This window comes from Acinetobacter sp. GD03645, from assembly GCF_029845285.1.
GTDB lineage: Bacteria > Pseudomonadota > Gammaproteobacteria > Pseudomonadales > Moraxellaceae > Acinetobacter > Acinetobacter corruptisaponis.
In genome coordinates, this window is sequence record NZ_JAOCLL010000010.1 from 151556 (window position 1) to 167979 (window position 16424).

Below are 16424 nucleotides of genomic sequence, written 5' to 3' on the forward strand. Positions count from 1 at the left end.
TGTACCAAGAAAATCCGAAAGATGCTATTCATTTATCAACATCCTCATTTATGATGGCAAATATCTAAAAATCACTTAAAACAACAAGAGCATCAATTATGCCGTTTACCCCCTTACATTTGGGTATGGGTGCCTGCTGTAAAGCCATTGCACCACAACGTTTTAGCTTTATGATTTTCGCTGGTACACAAATCCTGATGGATTTGGAACCGCTATTTGGCATGATCTATGGTTGGCAATATTTACATATCATCACGCACAATCTATTGGGTGCAAGCTTAATTGGCTGTCTGGCTTTTGTGATCGGCAAACCGATCAGCGAATGGATGTTACGATTCATCCTAAAATATAGGGACTGGAAAATTTCATGGCAAACAGCCGCAATCAGTGCCTTTATTGGAAGTTATAGTCATATTTTACTGGATGCCTTTATGCATCACGATGTGTATTTCTTTTATCCTTGGATTTTAAAAAATCCTTTATCGAATTTAATTCCTTATTCTGCTCTTTTTTATAGCTGCATTTTTATGGCATTTATTGGCACAACCATTTACTTATATCAGCTCAAATTTAAAGATAAGAGGACGTAAACCAACGCCCTCCCAGATTTTTTATAAACGGCGACGTAATGCATCGGCAATCGATTCGACCAACTGCTGTGAGATTTCCTGTTTCGAGGCTTTTTCCAGTTCCCGTTTATTCATGTGATAAGACTGGGCAAAAAACACTGTCATGGCATTTTCATCAGATGCAAAGCCAATATCAGGACGCGAAACATCATTACAGGCAATCATATCCAGCTTTTTCGCTACCAATTTACCTGCGGCATATTCCTCAACATTCTGGGTTTCAGCAGCAAAACCAACCATAAATGGACGCTGTTGTTGCTGGGCAATAGTCGCCACAATATCAGGATTTTTCACCAAGGACACCGCAAGCTCATCGCCTGCTTTCTTGATTTTATGCTCCGCAACCTGAGCCACACGGTAGTCCGCCACCGCAGCAGTCGCAATAAAGATGTCACAGCCCTGTTGCAACTGGTTCATACTGACATCCAGCATTTGCATGGCTGAACTGACATTGATACGTTGCACACCATTTGGAGTATCCAGACTCACAGGCCCTGCCACCAGAGTCACTTTTGCCCCTGCGGCATAACAGGCTGCCGCCAAGGCAAAACCCATTTTTCCAGTGCTGTGGTTGGAAATATAACGTACAGGATCAATCGCTTCGCGGGTCGGGCCAGCAGTAATAGTGACGCGCTTACCTGCCAATAAGCCAAACTTTTCTGCAATGGCACGCTGGGCTTTATGGAAATAAGCCGCCACCTGACGCGCTAAATCCTCAGGTTCAGGCATACGCCCCAACCCAACATCACCACACGCCTGCTCACCTGCATCTGGCATAATCACATGCACGCCATCTTCAACCAGGGTTTGCAGGTTACGCTGTGTAGCCTTGGCTGCCCACATTTGCTGGTTCATGGCAGGTGCAACCCAGACAGGCGCTTTGCTGGCTAAATATAGGGTACTCAGCAAATCGTCCGCCAAACCATTGGCAAACTTGGCAATGCTGTCACAGCTTGCAGGCGCAACCAGAATTAAATCTGCCCAGCGTGCCAGCTCAATATGTCCCATACCTGCTTCGGCTTCTGGGTCAAGCAGTTCAGTATGGACTGGATTACCTGAAAGGGCCTGAAAAGTGAGCGGGGTAATAAAAGCCTGCGCGCCCTGTGTCATCACCACGCGGACATCAAAACCATAATCTTTTAAACGACGAACCAGAATGGCACTTTTATAAGCAGCAATGCCGCCCGTAACCGCCAATATAATGTTTTTATGAGGAATAACACTAAGATCGAAGCTCACAAACAGGATACCTTGCTGTTGCAGTGGCGCTCACAATAGCATTAAATACGGTCATACCCAAGCCATGCGCTCGGAAAAACATGCACTACAATAAAATGAACGTGAATATTCATCATGAATCAATCCATAAAACAGTCCATCAAGGCATGGCCAGAACAAGAACGACCACGGGAACGCTTATTATCACAGGGGGCACACAGTTTATCCGATGCTGAATTACTCGCTATTTTTCTACGCTCAGGCTCCAAACAGCACTCGGCGGTTGAGCTTGCCCGTATTCTGATCCAGCATTTTGGTGGACTCAATCCAATTTTTGATGCCTCACTTGAAGAACTTTCCCAGTTTAACGGCATTGCCGATACCAAATACGCACAACTGATGGCAGTAAAGGAACTGGGACGGCGTTATCTGAATAATTACTTTCACCAGCAACGGCTTTGCCTGGATACATCTACATTGGTGCTTGACTATCTACGCTATGAACTGCAAGGTGAAAAACAGGAAGTGTTTGCCGTGCTGTGTCTGGATGCTGAGCTCAGGAAACTGCATTTTAAGAAACTGTTTTTTGGATCACAGCATAGTTGCAGTGTATCCATTAACCAGACCTTGCGTTATGTGCTTCAGCAACAGGCCTGCCAAATCGTGATTGCACATAATCATCCTTATGGCATTGCCCAGCCCTCGCACGAAGACATTTACCTCACCCAGCAACTGAAACAAGCCTGTCAGTTACTTGAAATCCAGTTGCTTGATCACTTTATCATTTCACCTGAAAACCATTTTTCCTTTTCTGAGCAACAACTACTCAAACCTGTCCGAATCAAACAATCTGATCTTGACAAAGCCTAGAGCAAACAGGAACATCAGCAGATAAAATTAATGATTCAAACAACATGATTGTCCGTGACCAGCCCAGTATTTTTAAGGTTTTATTTTCATGGCGTGGGACGATTTTACCCAAAATTTTACCTTCTCTCGGTTTTGTCATGTTGATCTCCGCCATTATTGGTGGAATTGAATATATTGATCTATACCGCTTCCCTGAAATTCCCCTCGTCGGCTTTACCCTGATCGGGGTTGTGCTTTCTATCTTCCTTGGTTTTAAAAATACCGCATGCTATGACCGTTGGTGGGAAGCACGTAAACTTTGGGGCGTTTTGATTGCCACATCACGACACTTTGACCGTGATTGCCGAATCTTAACCCAGGCACGACGTGAACGTGTAATTCAGCATGTGATTGTATTTGCCAATGTGTTACGCGACCGTTTACGTCACCAGACCGCGAACCCAACTGAACTGACGGAAACCAGTGGTTTAAGCCAGCAGGCGCTTACCCAGCTTTACCAGCAGCACAATGCGCCACAATATACCCTGAGCCTGATCCAATGGGAGCTGTTACAAGCCCTGAAAGATGGGGAAATCTCCGATATCATTTATACGCAGATGAATCGTCATGTCGCGGCCTTAAGTGAAATGCATACGGGTTGTGATCGGATTGCCAATACCCCTATTCCGTTTGCCTATTCGGTTTTGCTGAACCGAACCGTTTATTTCTTCTGCTTTATGTTGCCTTTTAGCCTGGGTTCTTTACTGGGTTTGGTGACACCCCTCTTGGTTGGAATTTTGGCTTATACCTTTCTAGGCCTCGATGCCTTAAGTACAGAAATTGAAGAACCTTTCGGCACACAAAGTAATGACCTGCCACTGGATGCAATGGTACGTACCATTGAAATTGAATTATTGAGTACCTTAGGCCGTCCAACACCACCACCAATTCAGGCACAGGATCATAATTTATTGTAAATTATAATTTTTTCATTTATATTAGCGCAAAACTAGAATAACTTGTCTATTTAAATGAAAATATTATCTAAATTTACATGGTTGCCCATGTTGCCAAATATTCCTGCAACAAAGCAACCGTCTAAAAGCTCAAAAATATATTCTGGTATTTTGTATTTTCTCATCTTATCTTTTTCAACCTATACTTATAAACACATACCTAGTTCAATTTATTTTGTTCTGTTAGCTCTTTTCCTTTACATTTTTATTTCATACCAAAGTTATATTGAATATCATCCAATTGCTTATAAGGATTTGAAATTACGTCGTTTTATTGGATTTAATGCAACCTTAAAAGAGGTTACTGCGATTCTTAACCCCACCACAGACTATCACTATCAAATTAAAATTCACACAAGTGACTCGATCCCTCAAGACCAACAACAGGAATGGTTGATTACACCCAATTTATATCCAATGAATTTACGTGCATTGATGGGTCACTCTATTTACGTGGAATCATTAGCCAATTCACATCTCATTTTTAATATTAAGCCTTACTTACTTGATCAAAATCAGCAAGAAATTTTCTTTACCCAACACCATTTAGAATATCCAAAAGCCAATACAAAATATAAAAAATGTCGATATAACAATATTCAAAAAGTTGAACTGGATACCTCTCAAATAGAGATACGATTGTTCATTTGGGTTAAACAACAAAATATACAGATAAAGCTGAATGAGACCCAACTTAAGCTGATGGAAATAATTTTCTTCCCCAAGCTTTTAATGTTTTCACAAAGGCAATATCTAGCGATTAAAAACCAACAGGCTCAAGGTATTATTTGGCAGTCGTAATATGAAAAAACTTTCTAAATTTACTCGGCTACCCTTTATTCCTGAGATCAACAAACCCTCCTTTACAATCAATCTCCTACTTATTATTTGTATCTTAACTTTTTTTTATGTGATTCTCTTTGGTGAAAAAACTCCAATAGTTATCTTTACACTGATTATTCAACAGGCCATTTTAATTTATGCACCACGCAAAATGATTGCCAAAGATTTATTTTTTAGGAATATGATTGAGTTTAAAGGTGAAATTAAAGAAATCATCAAATCTGATAGAGAAAATTATAGCACTGAAATTCAAATCTCCAGTTCAGCAAATATTTGTCAAAATTTAGACCAAAAATTTTTGCTCCTAACTCCAGCCGAACACCAAAACCTAATGGTTATCCAACTCTTTAAACCTTTAAAAAAGTTACCCACTTCCTTTGATACCGATTACTTTTTACATCAGGACATCATCTTTCGCTCTTTTCAGCATAGTACTTTTATTTTTGATCTAGGTGTCATACTGAAAGATCAATTAGATCATGAAGTTACTTTCTTCTTTTATCATCTTGAATACTTCAACCAACAAGGTAAAAAGCAAACTTTAAAATATAAAAGAATTGAACAAGTGAAACATCATATTCATTTCAAAGACAGAAGCCATATTGTAAAACTCATTTTCTATAAAACTGAATTTACATTTATATGTGACAAAATACAGTTTATGAGACTTCGTGAATTACTATATTCATCCAATATTTCCTTTTTGTAGAATGTCGATTTATGAAAAAATACTTTATTAAAAGAAATTCATAACCATAAACAATATAGTAATCAAAAATATTTCTAATTTTTCATTGAATAAAATTTCTTAGCTAAAAGGATTTATTAGCTTAACATCCATCCCCTGAAAATCACTAACATTACGAGTAACCAGCGTTAAGTTATACACCAGTGCTGTTGCAGCAATCATTTTATCTATCGCATTATGTGAATGAGGAACACATAATTTCCCCCATAACTCTGCAACTTCTAAATCCGTATCCAATATTACATGCTGATATTGATTGATCATCTTTTTCAACCAATTTTCTAAATATTCAGCTTGTGTTATATCATTTTTATATCGAAGTAAATGAATACCTCGTCTCAACTCTCCTATTGTGACTACACTTAAATAAATTTGCTGTTTAGAACGTTGGGCTTGTCGAAAAAAATCAACCACACCTTGATTAGCATGTTGTGGCCGACTTAATTCACTAATAATATTTGTATCAATTAAAAACATCTCTCATCTCTACGTCTTGGATTCGTTCAAATACCGTAGCATCTTCTATTTTAGGTATTGCCAAAATAAGATCAATTAAGTCCTCCGATTCTGATGATATCATTGTAGCTTGTGCTTGTTGTTGCTGACGAAACTCAAGAAACTGAACAAAATCCAAAACTTCTGCTATTTTCTCTTGAGGCAATTGACTTACTTTATGAAAAACTAATTCAGCTAATCCCATAACATGCTCCTCAATTTTAAAATTGTTGATTAATTATACATCTTTTATCTAAAACTTTCCCAGATCCCTCTTTGCCCCTCATGGATACGTGGTGTCTGTCCTAATTTAATCCACGGCATATTGTCTCCATGAAAATCGCTGCCAATCGAAACAGCTAAACCATGCTCCTGAATCACTCGATCCACCATGTGTCGTGTAGAAAGCACTTCACTACTGGCAGGAAGCTCAACCGCATCACCACCAGACCCAGCAAATAACTGAATCAGATAACGGATATTGGTTGCAGACAAATCATAACGGGTCGGATGTGCCAATACCGCAAAGCCCTGACTGGCATGAATCACATCAATGGTCTCTTTTAAACCTACCCCATCAAATTTGACAAAAGCCTTTTTGCCCTCTTTCAGGAAACGGTCAAATGCCTGCTGTGGGCGAGTGACAATATTTTTTTCAACCAGAGTCTTGGCAATATGGGTTCGTGTCACCCGATCTCCCTGACCATCCACTTTTGCCAATACATCAGAATGAATATCAAAACCGATACATTTTTCCAATAACTCACAAATTAGTTTTGCCCGTTCAGCCCGCACTTTTTTCTGGTTTTCCAGCATTGCCTTGATAGGAACTTCATCCTGCATATTCAATGCAACGATATGCACCCCATAACTCTTTTTAGTGCTGGGACGTGACCACTGACTGGAAATTTCCACGCCAGAAATAATTTGAATATCATGATCTTGGGCATAATCCTGTGCGCGTTCCAACCCATCCATCGTGTCATGGTCGGTCAGGGCTAAGGTCTGGATTTTTAAATCAACCGCAGCCTGTACCAATTGTTCAGGAGACAAGGTACCGTCTGAAATGAAACTATGCGTATGTAAATCGACACCGAACATGCTTTGTATTATGCTATCTGACCTATTTCACCACTGTACTGTAACATGAAAGCGTTGCTCGACTATCTTCCACTGATTATCTTCTTTTATTTTTATAAAACCACCGATCCCAAAGATAGTCACCATCCATTACTGGAGCTTGTGGGCAGTGCAGGAAATACTGATCAAAACCATATTCTGGTTGCGACCTGTGCTCTACTGATCTCGACCCTTGTGGTCTATGGTTGCCTGTTCTTTTTCCAGAAGTTCAAACTGGAAAAAATGCAGTGGTTTATCGTTGTCATGTCAGTGGTTTTTGGTGGAATTACACTGGCATTCAGTGATGTGACCTATATCAAAATGAAAGCGGTCATCATCAATGTCGGGATTGGAATAGGTTTTCTGGTTACGCCCCTGTTTAACAAAGAACGTGAACCGATTATTAAAAAACTTTTGGGTTCGTTGCTTGAACTGACACCAAAAGGCTGGATGCGTCTAAACTGGGCATGGTGTGGGCAGTTCTTCTTGTTGGCGTCACTGCATTTCTTTTTTGGGTTCGTATTTATGCAGGGAAAATACTGGGGCGAATTCACCGCTTTCGGCGATATTATCGTTTCTATCAGTTACCTTGCTGTTATACTGATTTGCTTAAGAAAGCATTTTAAAGCCACTGACTAACCTGAATCATTTGAGCGACTGCTATGCCATATTTTGTGCTGACCTGTACTGATCACGAAGATACCCTGGAAAAACGTTTAGCAATTCGTCCCCAGCATGTAGAGCGTCTACAAAAGCTGGATGATGAGGGTCGCTTAATTGCTGCTGGTGCTCATCCAAAAGACCCGAATGATCCACAGGCTGGATTTTTAGGCAGCACCATCATTGTTGAATTTGAGAGTCGTGAAGCACTGGATGCATGGATTCAGGAAGAGCCATTTTTAAAAGAAGGGATTTACGCAAAGATCGAAGTAAAACCTTTCAACAAAGCTTTTCCAAAAGGGTAAATCATGCAAGTTGCCGTTAAAAGCCTATTCGCTTTTTGTTTATTCAGCTCAAGCGTATGGGCCGTTGAACCCACATCTCCCCCACCCACAGCGGTACAACCGAAACCATCTGTTACAGCCACTGCTGCAAATACAACTGGTACGGCAGCAAAGCCTTTAACGGCTGAACAAATTGCCAAGGCAAAACAGCAACAGGAAGCAAAGGTAAAAGCCCTGATTCAGGATCAGGCCAGTCGCTTAAAACAACTTGAACATGCCAATCTTGAAGCGCTTGCCCAAAATCAGGAATTGCAGCTTAAGAACGATAACTTAACAGTTCAGGTGCAGGTTCTACAAAGTGAACGCAGTGCTCAAATGTTCCTATATGGTGCGATGACCATTGCGGTTGGGGTAATTCTTGGCTTCTTTATTGCCAGCTATGTCTACACCAAACGCCGCCGTCAGTGGTAAAACACGATTTCTTTATTTATGTCTCAATCAGCAAAACTACAAACTGCCGAACTGGACTGGGAACTGGTCGATGGCATTGAAGTTCCCATTTCCAGACAATTTGGCGATGTCTATTTTTCCAAGGACAATGGTTTACTTGAAACCCGCCATGTCTTCCTCAATGGTAATGACCTCATTGAACGTCTGTCACAACTCAACGATTATCAATACTTTTGTGTGGGGGAAACAGGCTTTGGCACAGGCTTAAATATTCTGACCCTTTGGCAATTATGGCAACAGGTTCGTCCAAATAATCACAGCCATCTACATGCAATTAGTGTGGAAAAGTTTCCACTCAGCAAAGCAGACCTCATCCGTGCCCTCAATGTCTGGACTGAACTCGAACCGCTTGCTGAAAAACTGATTGAGCAATATCCATTACCGATTGCAGGTTGCCACCGTCTCAGCTTTCCAGAAGAACGTTTTAGTATTGATTTATGGCTGGGCGATGCACAGGATATTTTTCCCATCATCCCTAAAACACAGGCAGTCAATGCGTGGTTTCTGGATGGCTTTGCCCCATCCTGTAATCCAGATATGTGGCAGGAAAATGTACTGAACCATATTGTGCGTTTATCAGAATTTGGGACAACATTTGCCTCATTTAGTGTTGCAGGTGTACTCAAACGTGGACTGAAACAGCATGGTATTCAGATCAGCCGTCCTCGTGGTTTTGGGCATAAACGGGAAATGCTCAAGGCGATTTGGCTAGATACCTCCCAAACTGAAACTCAGTCGCAAGATTCAGAAACAACTATTGCAGCTCAACCAAAGTCCGAAACATCAAAGCAACGCAAAATCGCCATCATTGGCGCTGGAATCGCGGGTTTAAGTACAGCATGGGCATTTGCCCAACGCGGCCATCAAGTCACGATCTACGAGCAAAATGGGCCGCTTTCAGGTGCATCAGGTAATCCCCTTGCACTGCTTAATCCAAAACTCTGCCCGATTGAACAGGCGCATGAACATTTAATGACGCTGAGTTGGCAACACGCCTTAAACTTCTATCCCAGATTCAAGGCATTTAAACCCATTCAGGTTCAACAGATTGCTTTAAAAAATGCGGATGAATTGTTAGGTCTGGTTGAGCAATATCCTGAAAATGTATTATCTGAAAATATAAAGCAGGCAGACAATTCTATTCCTCAGACTGAGTTTCCCAGCCTCACTTTACATCAGGCAGGTGCAATTTCCCCTCATCAGTTACGTGATGAAATTTTGCAGCATCCCAATATCATTTTAAAAATTGCAAAAATCTCTGCACTAAAACAAATAGAAAACCAGACTGAAGTCTGGCAAGAGCAGCAACTCATCGCAACAGCAGATCATGTGATCGTGTGCTGTGCCAGACAAAGCGCTGAACTGTTTGAAAATTATCCAATCTTGAAGCCAATTCGTGGGCAGGTCAGTTGGGTAGAAAATACCAAGCGACCCCTTTCATTGAACCAAGCCTATAGTTATGGTGGGTACTGCACACAATTGGATGCATCACATTTACTGTTAGGTGCATCCTTTTATCCAAATCGGGATGATGCTGAAGTGTTGCCAGCAGACCATGTGCATAACTATGAACTTATCCACAGTGTCTTTCCAGAATATACACAACAGCTTCCCTCTGTAGATACTTGGCAAGGTCGGGCATCTGTGCGGGCACAGAGTCTGGATTACTTTCCATTGGTTGGGAAAATGCAAGATCATGAGGAAATCTACACCCTTGCAGGGCTAGGTTCCAAGGGATTCATGTTTGCACCGCTTTGCAGTGAGATTTTGGCAGCTTTGATATTAGGTGAACTTTGTCCAGTTTCACAAAAGCTATTGGATAAGCTGAATCCGCAGAGATTTAAAAAGAAGATCAAAGTAAAAAAGCCATATTATTCGGCTTGAGTTATTTTTTAATCATAATGTATTGCTAGATTTTTTTAATTTGCCAAAATACCTGTGTATTTTGGCAAATTATTCCAGAGTGCTTTAATCACCCTGTTCTAAAGGCAAGCCCGCATCACGCGCTGCACGTGTACCTCCCATCAGTACCACATATTCACGAGAATCATCCAGACCATCCAGAAGCTCTGCCGCACGTGGTGCCTTACTACCACCACCACATAGAATATAAATCGGCTGATCCGCTGCAACCTGAGTCAAACTATCCGCAGTTAATTCAGCAATTGGGCGATTGACCGCCCCTTTGACATGAGCCTCTGTATACGCATTGGTATCTCGGACATCCCAAATGACCGCGCCTTCTGGGAACTCAAATGTTGTAATTTCTTGTTTACGGATCATTGCGCACTCCTTTGATGTAAACAACACTTGGCAAATGAAGAAAACACCCTTAGCATCTCAAATATTCTTTCCCTTTGTAAAGGTCTAACCATGCCTTCTTTTGATATTGTTTCTGAATTAGAGTTATTTGAAGTCAATCATGCGGTGCAAAACACACAAAAAGAGATTGCCACACGTTTTGACTTTCGTGGACAGGACGTTTCGATTGAACTCAATGAAAAAAACAAGGAAATCAAAATCTCGACTGAAAGTGATTTCCAGTGTGAGCAGGTCTATACCATGCTTGAAAACCACTTTTATAAACGCAAGATTGATGTACAAGCACTTGACCCACAAAAAGCCACTGCCTCTGGCAAGCATGTGGTACAGGTGATTAAGCTTAAGGATGGACTTGACTCAGATACTGCAAAAAAAATTAATAAAGCCATTAAAGAAAGTGGCATCAAGGCGCAATCTTCTATCCAAGGGGACAAAATCCGTGTCACTGATAAAAAGCGTGATACTTTGCAACAGGTCATGAACTTTTTACGTGAACAGCAATTTGGTCTACCGCTTCAATTTAATAATTTCAAAGACTAAGCAATAGGTTCACTATGGCAAAAGATAACCGTCTTTATACGCTGGTTAAAACCACTTCTAAATTTCCAAAAGGCATTCGCAGTACCTTATGGAGCAAAGCCTTTGGACGAGTTGTTCCAATGGTGGGAACGGCAAACATTCGTTATTTGGAAGTCGATAAAGACCACGTTACCGTTCGCATTGAAAACCAGCGTAATATGCAAAACCATATCAAGGGTGTCCATGCCGCAGCGATGGCCTTACTCGCTGAAACGGCAACGGGTTTCCTAACAGGTCTACATATTCCTGATGATCGTATCTTGTTGATCAAATCACTGCACGTAGACTATTTAAAGGTTGCACAGGGTGGTTTAACCGCGACCGCAACCTTATCTGCTGATCAACAGAAGTTCATTGCAGACAATGAGAAAGGCGAGCTATTGATTCCTGTGACCGTGATTGACGATTCAGGCAACGAACCAATCCATTGCCAAATGCTTTGGGCTTGGTTGCCAAAACGCAAAAAGTAATTCTGAATCAACCATAATAAAGCCCAAATAAATTTGGGCTTTATTTTTTGGCTTAACCAGCAATAAATTCCTGCTTAATCTGTTCAGCAATCTGTCGCTTGTTTCCATTGACATCAACCGCAACAAAAGTAAAAACGCCTTCCGTAATCCGTACAGGTTCACGCGAATCATCATGACTGTTCCAGACCTCGATCTGCACCTGAACCGAGGTGTTACCAACCTTAAGAATTTTGGTGTAGCAACTAATCACATTTCCCACTTTCACAGGAACAAGGAAAGTCATCTGGTTAATCGCAATGGTTGCACAACGACCTTTACTAAAACGTTCAACATGAATCGCTCCAGCCAGATCCATCTGAGATACAATCCAGCCTCCAAAAACATCACCACTCCAGTTGGTATCGGCTGGCATAGCAATATTTTGCAGGGATAAAGTCCCTTCTGGATGATTCAAGCGTTCCGTCATGTTAATTTCCTTGATGTTGCTGTAATTGCTGGTCTAGCCATTGTTGAAGCTCTGGTGTTCTTAATGCCCCACTGATTCTCGCCAACTCAGTGGTTTTATTCATTAACACCAACGTCGGAATGCTACGCACATTAAATGCGGCACTTAAACGGGGATTCGCTTCGGTATCAATCTTGGCAAAAACCACATAGGGATTTTGCTTTGCTACCTGAGCAAAATGGGGAGCCATCATCTTACAAGGTCCACACCACTCTGCCCATAAATCGATCAGCACAGGTAAATCGGTATTGGCAATAAAGTGACTAAAGTTTTGTTCATTGAGTTCAATTGGCTCCTGAGGCAACAATGGCTGATGACATTGCCCACAGTTTGGATGAACGGCCAATTTTTCTTCGGGTACGCGATTTTTTGCACCACATGATGCACAGACAATCATCATTTACATCACTCCAATATGTTGATGTAAAAATTCTAATTGGGTTGTGACTGCTTTTTCAAACCATGAACCGTGATAAACTTCAAAATGTTTCATATCCCACTCATGATAAGTGACAAATGGTGCAATATTGGTCGCTGCCTCACGACTGGATGCAATTGGAATCAGACTATCTTTCTTGGCAGCAATAAATAACACGGGAATATTAATCTTACGCACAAACTGAATTGGACGGTAACGCATCAAGTTAAAGAATACACGGGCAGGAACTTCCCCACTCCAGTAATAATTAGGATTTACAATGGAATGATAACCATAGTAGCTATCAGAGGTGGGTAAAAAACACAGTTTATATTGATCAACCACGGGCAAAGTTTTAGGCACTAACCCCATCTTTGATCCCATATAGTCCTGACTGGAACGTTTCAGAGCTTCTGGATAACGTTGCAATGGGTAAAGTTTAGCTGTCTCAGCACCATCCACATAAGGTACCTGTACCATCACTGCCTGAATATTCTTAAGATCAGTCGCCAAACTTAAGGCATAGCCACCACTTAATGAAGTTCCCCACAAGATAATACGACGACTATCAATCAGTTTACAGTTTGATGCATATTGGATCATTGTTTTCCAATCATCCAGTTGCGAACTCAATGAAATCAGTTCACGGGGCTTGCCTGTACTGCCACCCCAATAACGATAGTCAAATAAGATAACAGCATAGCCCGCCTGAGCAAAACGCTGTGCATACTGAATCAGCTTGAATTGACGCAAACCAGCAAATCCGTGCGCCATAAGAATGACGGCAGGTTTAATAGCAGCTTTGGGAAGATAGAAATCCGCAGCGATCGTTTCATCACCACTAGGAACATACAAAGGCTCAACTGTATAGGTGTGCATGCGCGCTCCATTGCGTTATCTTATGACTTATCATCGTTTATTTACTATAGACATTTAAACTCAAGATCAAGCTTAATGCTATGATAGAGCATAAAATGTTTTGTTTGTTTTTGGAGTGACAAGATGTCAGAGAATGTTGGTTTTGCAGGTCAAATCGGCCCTGAACATGTAGAGCAAGTGGTTGAAAAGGGATTCAAATCCATCATTAATAATCGCCCTGATATGGAGGGTGGCCCTGAACAACCAACCAGCGCACAGATTGAAGAATCAGCACGTAATGCAGGTTTGGATTATGTGTATCAACCAGTTGTTGCAGGTCAGACTACAGAACTGGATGTTCGCACATTTGCAAATCATTATAATGAACTGCCAAAGCCAATCCTGATGTTCTGCCGCACAGGTAATCGTTCTAACAACCTATATCAGTTAGCAAAGCAAATGGATTTGTTGGAGGATTAATAAAAAATCTTCAAATAAAAATGGAAGCTCGAAAGCTTCCATTTTTTTATTAAGTTAACCTAGTATTATTTATAGTTATTACAAGTCGTGATGTCTTCGCCATATGGACTAACGTCATCAGGTCTCCATTTACCATCAGTATCATCAACATCTACTGCCGCTACTGGAGGAACAAAAGATAAAGCAGTCATATTGTCTTTTGTGGAAACAATTGTGGATGCAGTTAAATTCACACGTAGCCAGTTAGAATAGTTGTTGGCATAACGAACTTTAAAGTCAAATTTACCTTGAGCATCAGTTGTAAAGGTTGACTTCGTTCCTAACGATTCATTCTTAGTATCAAGAATCACAACAGGATTTGGAAATTCATTTGATGGACATTCTACAAATGTTGTAATTCGTTTTGGTACATTATTTTCATAAATTGTATAATCACGTGACCAGCGCCAGAAACCCAACCAAGACCACATACCTTCACTCGTTTGAGCATATGAATAATCACGTACCCAATTAAATCTACCTTTCATGAAACTTGCTAAATCAAGTGATATACTAATTTTTTGGTTTGCAATTGGATTGCCAGCTGTATCTACGACAGAAGCTGAAAACGCTTTATAATAATAAGTCTCATCAGCAGGATCTTTAATGACTTCATGATTCTGTGCTACTGTAATATACGCAGATTGTGTGGAAACGGTTAATAATAAATTAGGAGAATACACTGGTTTAGGAGCTATGGCATTACCTGCTGACGCTTGAATTTCAACACCACCACCTAAAGTCTGTGCCGATCCAGCAGTATAAATAACCGTAGCCCGTCCTGCACTATCAGTCATCGCTGTAGGTTGAGAAATTCTACCAGATACTGAAGTATCTTTTAGAACGGAGAAAGATACCTCCGTATCTGGGATCGGTGTTCCATTTTTATCTTTAACCAAAGCCACTACTTTAGTATTAGCACCAGGAGCTAATACAGTAGACTCAGATTGTATAGAAATCGTTGCTGGCACACCTGCACTAATTTTTTGTGCAATATAAATAACATTCGTACCAAACTTTGCAGAGATAGTTGCAATTGATGCAATTGTCCCAACTAAGGTTGTACTTGCGTCCCCAACCCACTTACCATTTTCTTGACGAATATTTGTGATCGTTGCTTTTGGAGTGACTGTACCATTGGTTGTTGCAAATACTACTTCTTTTCCATCCAAATCTGCTTTCGTATCTCCAATAATTTTAACTGAAATCAGTTTAGACTCACCTACTCCAACAGGCTTCGGATCTGATGTCAATTGTAGAATATTATTTGCCACATTCGCAGTTAAAGTTGCTGACTCTGTTGTCAGTAAATTACTAACTGGTTGATTTCCATCTTCAACAGTTAATTTACCAGTTAAGATTAATTGACGATTAGCCATACCTACAACAGAAGAATATGGTACTTTAAATACCGCTTTTCCGTCATTATCGGTTGCTTTGATATCTCCAACCGTATTTCCACTGGCATCTAATAAACTTGCTTTTGCTCCAATCAAAGGCTTACCAATAGCGTCAAGAGCAGTTAAAGTAACGCTCGCACTCTCTCCTTCCTCTAGCAAGTTAACATCTGAAGCAATAGTTACAGCCGTACCATTAACAGGTATTGTCAATTCCTGTTTAACATTTCCTGAACTAACAATAACCACGATCGAACGATTCATACGCTGATTTAACGTAGAGTTAATCAATGAAATATCTGTTTTGATTAGACCATTTTCATCACTCACCAGTTTACTTGCTGTACTTAAATTAGCTCCAGCTTTATCAGCATCTTTAATTTCAATCGTAACATTAGCTTTTGGTATGATACCTCCTGATTTATTAAGAGTACGGATAGTCAAAGTTAAACTATCCTCTCCTCCAGCATTTAAACTACTTTTATTTTGACCTATTGATAATAATTCTGCTGGAACTTGCTTGGCTGTATCGTCTGTAGGTGTACTTGGTGAATCAACATTAAAGTAGCCCTTACTACCACCACCACCACAACTTGCTAATAAAATTGACACAGCAACTGCTGACAATTTTAGTGTAAATTGTTTTTTATTCATCATCATTCCTTTATATTTCCCCAATCCAACCCCCGTTATGGAGTAAGATATTTAATTATAAAAAATATGCTTAATGTAATCACATTATTGTTTTTCTGTAAATATACTTTATTGGTAAATAAAAAATATTAAAGTGAACTCAATCAATTTTTTTTATTTAAGAGAGAATAAGATACCTTTATATATCAGATCACCAATCCAGATCTATATTCTATGGACCTAATTTCATATAGATATAATTTAATAACGAGTAAAACACGTACTTTAAAACACTGAGAATACCAAATAAAAAACACCCCAACCTCTCTCAAGGCTGGGGTGTTTTCAATTT

General features: G+C 40.3%; 21 protein-coding genes. 12 read left to right on the top strand and 9 right to left on the bottom strand.

Translation table 11 applies throughout. The annotated features are described in order from the left end of the window. Positions 1–98: 98 nt before the first annotated feature. The gene (locus N5J47_RS10180) at positions 99–590 is read left to right on the top strand and encodes a DUF4184 family protein (RefSeq protein ID WP_279961028.1); all 492 of its coding nucleotides are present in this window, start codon (positions 99–101) and stop codon (positions 588–590) included. Between the two features lie 21 nt (positions 591–611). Here the strand turns inward: N5J47_RS10180 and coaBC are convergent, their stop codons facing one another. Next, entirely contained in the window at positions 612–1868 is a 1257-nt protein-coding gene (coaBC, locus tag N5J47_RS10185) for a bifunctional phosphopantothenoylcysteine decarboxylase/phosphopantothenate--cysteine ligase CoaBC (protein WP_279961029.1), read from the bottom strand. Positions 1869–1982: 114 nt separating this feature from the next. Between coaBC and radC the strand changes: the two genes are divergently transcribed. Genes radC through N5J47_RS10205 form a run of 4 tightly spaced genes read left to right on the top strand, consistent with a single transcriptional unit; the run spans position 1983 to position 5264 of the window. Continuing rightward, positions 1983–2717: a DNA repair protein RadC gene (gene radC / locus N5J47_RS10190; protein WP_279961030.1), complete on the top strand. Its 735-nt coding sequence runs from the start codon at positions 1983–1985 to the stop codon at positions 2715–2717. A gap of 44 nt (positions 2718–2761) precedes the next feature. After that, complete coding sequence (locus N5J47_RS10195) at positions 2762–3673, top strand: bestrophin family protein (RefSeq protein WP_279961031.1); 912 nt, start codon at positions 2762–2764, stop codon at positions 3671–3673. Between the two features lie 54 nt (positions 3674–3727). Further along, entirely contained in the window at positions 3728–4513 is a 786-nt protein-coding gene (locus N5J47_RS10200; protein ID WP_279996976.1) for a hypothetical protein, read from the top strand. A gap of 1 nt (position 4514) precedes the next feature. Further along, on the top strand, positions 4515–5264 hold the full coding sequence (locus N5J47_RS10205) for a hypothetical protein (RefSeq protein ID WP_279961033.1): 750 nt from the start codon (positions 4515–4517) through the stop codon (positions 5262–5264). A gap of 99 nt (positions 5265–5363) precedes the next feature. Here the strand turns inward: N5J47_RS10205 and N5J47_RS10210 are convergent, their stop codons facing one another. The 3 genes from N5J47_RS10210 to N5J47_RS10220 are packed head-to-tail and all read right to left on the bottom strand — an operon-like array spanning position 5364 to position 6899. Beyond that, positions 5364–5780: a type II toxin-antitoxin system VapC family toxin gene (locus N5J47_RS10210; protein ID WP_279961034.1), complete on the bottom strand. Its 417-nt coding sequence runs from the start codon at positions 5778–5780 to the stop codon at positions 5364–5366. Next, on the bottom strand, positions 5767–6003 hold the full coding sequence (locus N5J47_RS10215; RefSeq protein ID WP_279961035.1) for a hypothetical protein: 237 nt from the start codon (positions 6001–6003) through the stop codon (positions 5767–5769). The genes N5J47_RS10210 and N5J47_RS10215 overlap by 14 nt, the downstream gene beginning before the upstream one ends. Positions 6004–6047: 44 nt before the next feature. Next, complete coding sequence (locus N5J47_RS10220) at positions 6048–6899, bottom strand: PHP domain-containing protein (protein ID WP_279961036.1); 852 nt, start codon at positions 6897–6899, stop codon at positions 6048–6050. Between the two features lie 45 nt (positions 6900–6944). Here N5J47_RS10220 and N5J47_RS10225 point away from each other — a divergent pair, with 45 nt between their 5' ends. Genes N5J47_RS10225 through mnmC form a run of 4 tightly spaced genes read left to right on the top strand, consistent with a single transcriptional unit; the run spans position 6945 to position 10255 of the window. Then, positions 6945–7556, top strand: a complete 612-nt coding sequence (locus N5J47_RS10225) for a septation protein IspZ (RefSeq protein WP_267981645.1) — start codon at positions 6945–6947, stop codon at positions 7554–7556. A 23-nt stretch (positions 7557–7579) separates the two neighbouring features. Next, positions 7580–7882: a YciI family protein gene (locus N5J47_RS10230; protein ID WP_279961038.1), complete on the top strand. Its 303-nt coding sequence runs from the start codon at positions 7580–7582 to the stop codon at positions 7880–7882. Positions 7883–7885: 3 nt separating this feature from the next. Further along, entirely contained in the window at positions 7886–8332 is a 447-nt protein-coding gene (locus N5J47_RS10235; RefSeq protein ID WP_267981643.1) for a hypothetical protein, read from the top strand. 18 nt (positions 8333–8350) lie between these two features. Then, positions 8351–10255 carry an FAD-dependent 5-carboxymethylaminomethyl-2-thiouridine(34) oxidoreductase MnmC gene (mnmC, locus tag N5J47_RS10240; protein ID WP_279961039.1) on the top strand — a complete coding sequence of 635 codons (1905 nt, stop codon included), beginning with the start codon at positions 8351–8353 and terminating at the stop codon, positions 10253–10255. Between the two features lie 84 nt (positions 10256–10339). On the opposite strand, the gene N5J47_RS10245 is transcribed toward mnmC, so the two are convergent. Then, positions 10340–10654, bottom strand: a complete 315-nt coding sequence (locus N5J47_RS10245; protein WP_279961040.1) for a rhodanese-like domain-containing protein — start codon at positions 10652–10654, stop codon at positions 10340–10342. A 90-nt stretch (positions 10655–10744) separates the two neighbouring features. Between N5J47_RS10245 and N5J47_RS10250 the strand changes: the two genes are divergently transcribed. Both N5J47_RS10250 and N5J47_RS10255 read left to right on the top strand, forming a co-directional pair. Next, complete coding sequence (locus N5J47_RS10250) at positions 10745–11233, top strand: YajQ family cyclic di-GMP-binding protein (RefSeq protein ID WP_267981638.1); 489 nt, start codon at positions 10745–10747, stop codon at positions 11231–11233. A gap of 14 nt (positions 11234–11247) precedes the next feature. Then, a complete protein-coding gene (locus tag N5J47_RS10255) occupies positions 11248–11742 on the top strand; it encodes a DUF4442 domain-containing protein (protein WP_279961041.1) in 495 nt (164 codons plus the stop codon). 52 nt (positions 11743–11794) lie between these two features. Here the strand turns inward: N5J47_RS10255 and N5J47_RS10260 are convergent, their stop codons facing one another. Genes N5J47_RS10260 through N5J47_RS10270 form a run of 3 tightly spaced genes read right to left on the bottom strand, consistent with a single transcriptional unit; the run spans position 11795 to position 13544 of the window. Next, complete coding sequence (locus N5J47_RS10260) at positions 11795–12208, bottom strand: acyl-CoA thioesterase (RefSeq protein ID WP_279961042.1); 414 nt, start codon at positions 12206–12208, stop codon at positions 11795–11797. Between the two features lies 1 nt (position 12209). Continuing rightward, positions 12210–12647 (bottom strand): thioredoxin TrxC, encoded by a 438-nt coding sequence (trxC, locus tag N5J47_RS10265; RefSeq protein WP_279961043.1) that lies wholly within the window; start codon positions 12645–12647, stop codon positions 12210–12212. Further along, positions 12648–13544 (bottom strand): alpha/beta fold hydrolase, encoded by an 897-nt coding sequence (locus N5J47_RS10270; RefSeq protein WP_279961044.1) that lies wholly within the window; start codon positions 13542–13544, stop codon positions 12648–12650. Positions 13545–13667: 123 nt separating this feature from the next. Between N5J47_RS10270 and N5J47_RS10275 the strand changes: the two genes are divergently transcribed. After that, entirely contained in the window at positions 13668–14003 is a 336-nt protein-coding gene (locus N5J47_RS10275; RefSeq protein WP_279961045.1) for a TIGR01244 family sulfur transferase, read from the top strand. Between the two features lie 65 nt (positions 14004–14068). Here the strand turns inward: N5J47_RS10275 and N5J47_RS10280 are convergent, their stop codons facing one another. Then, a complete protein-coding gene (locus N5J47_RS10280; protein ID WP_279961046.1) occupies positions 14069–16093 on the bottom strand; it encodes an Ig-like domain-containing protein in 2025 nt (674 codons plus the stop codon). Between the last annotated feature and the right edge of the window lie 331 nt (positions 16094–16424).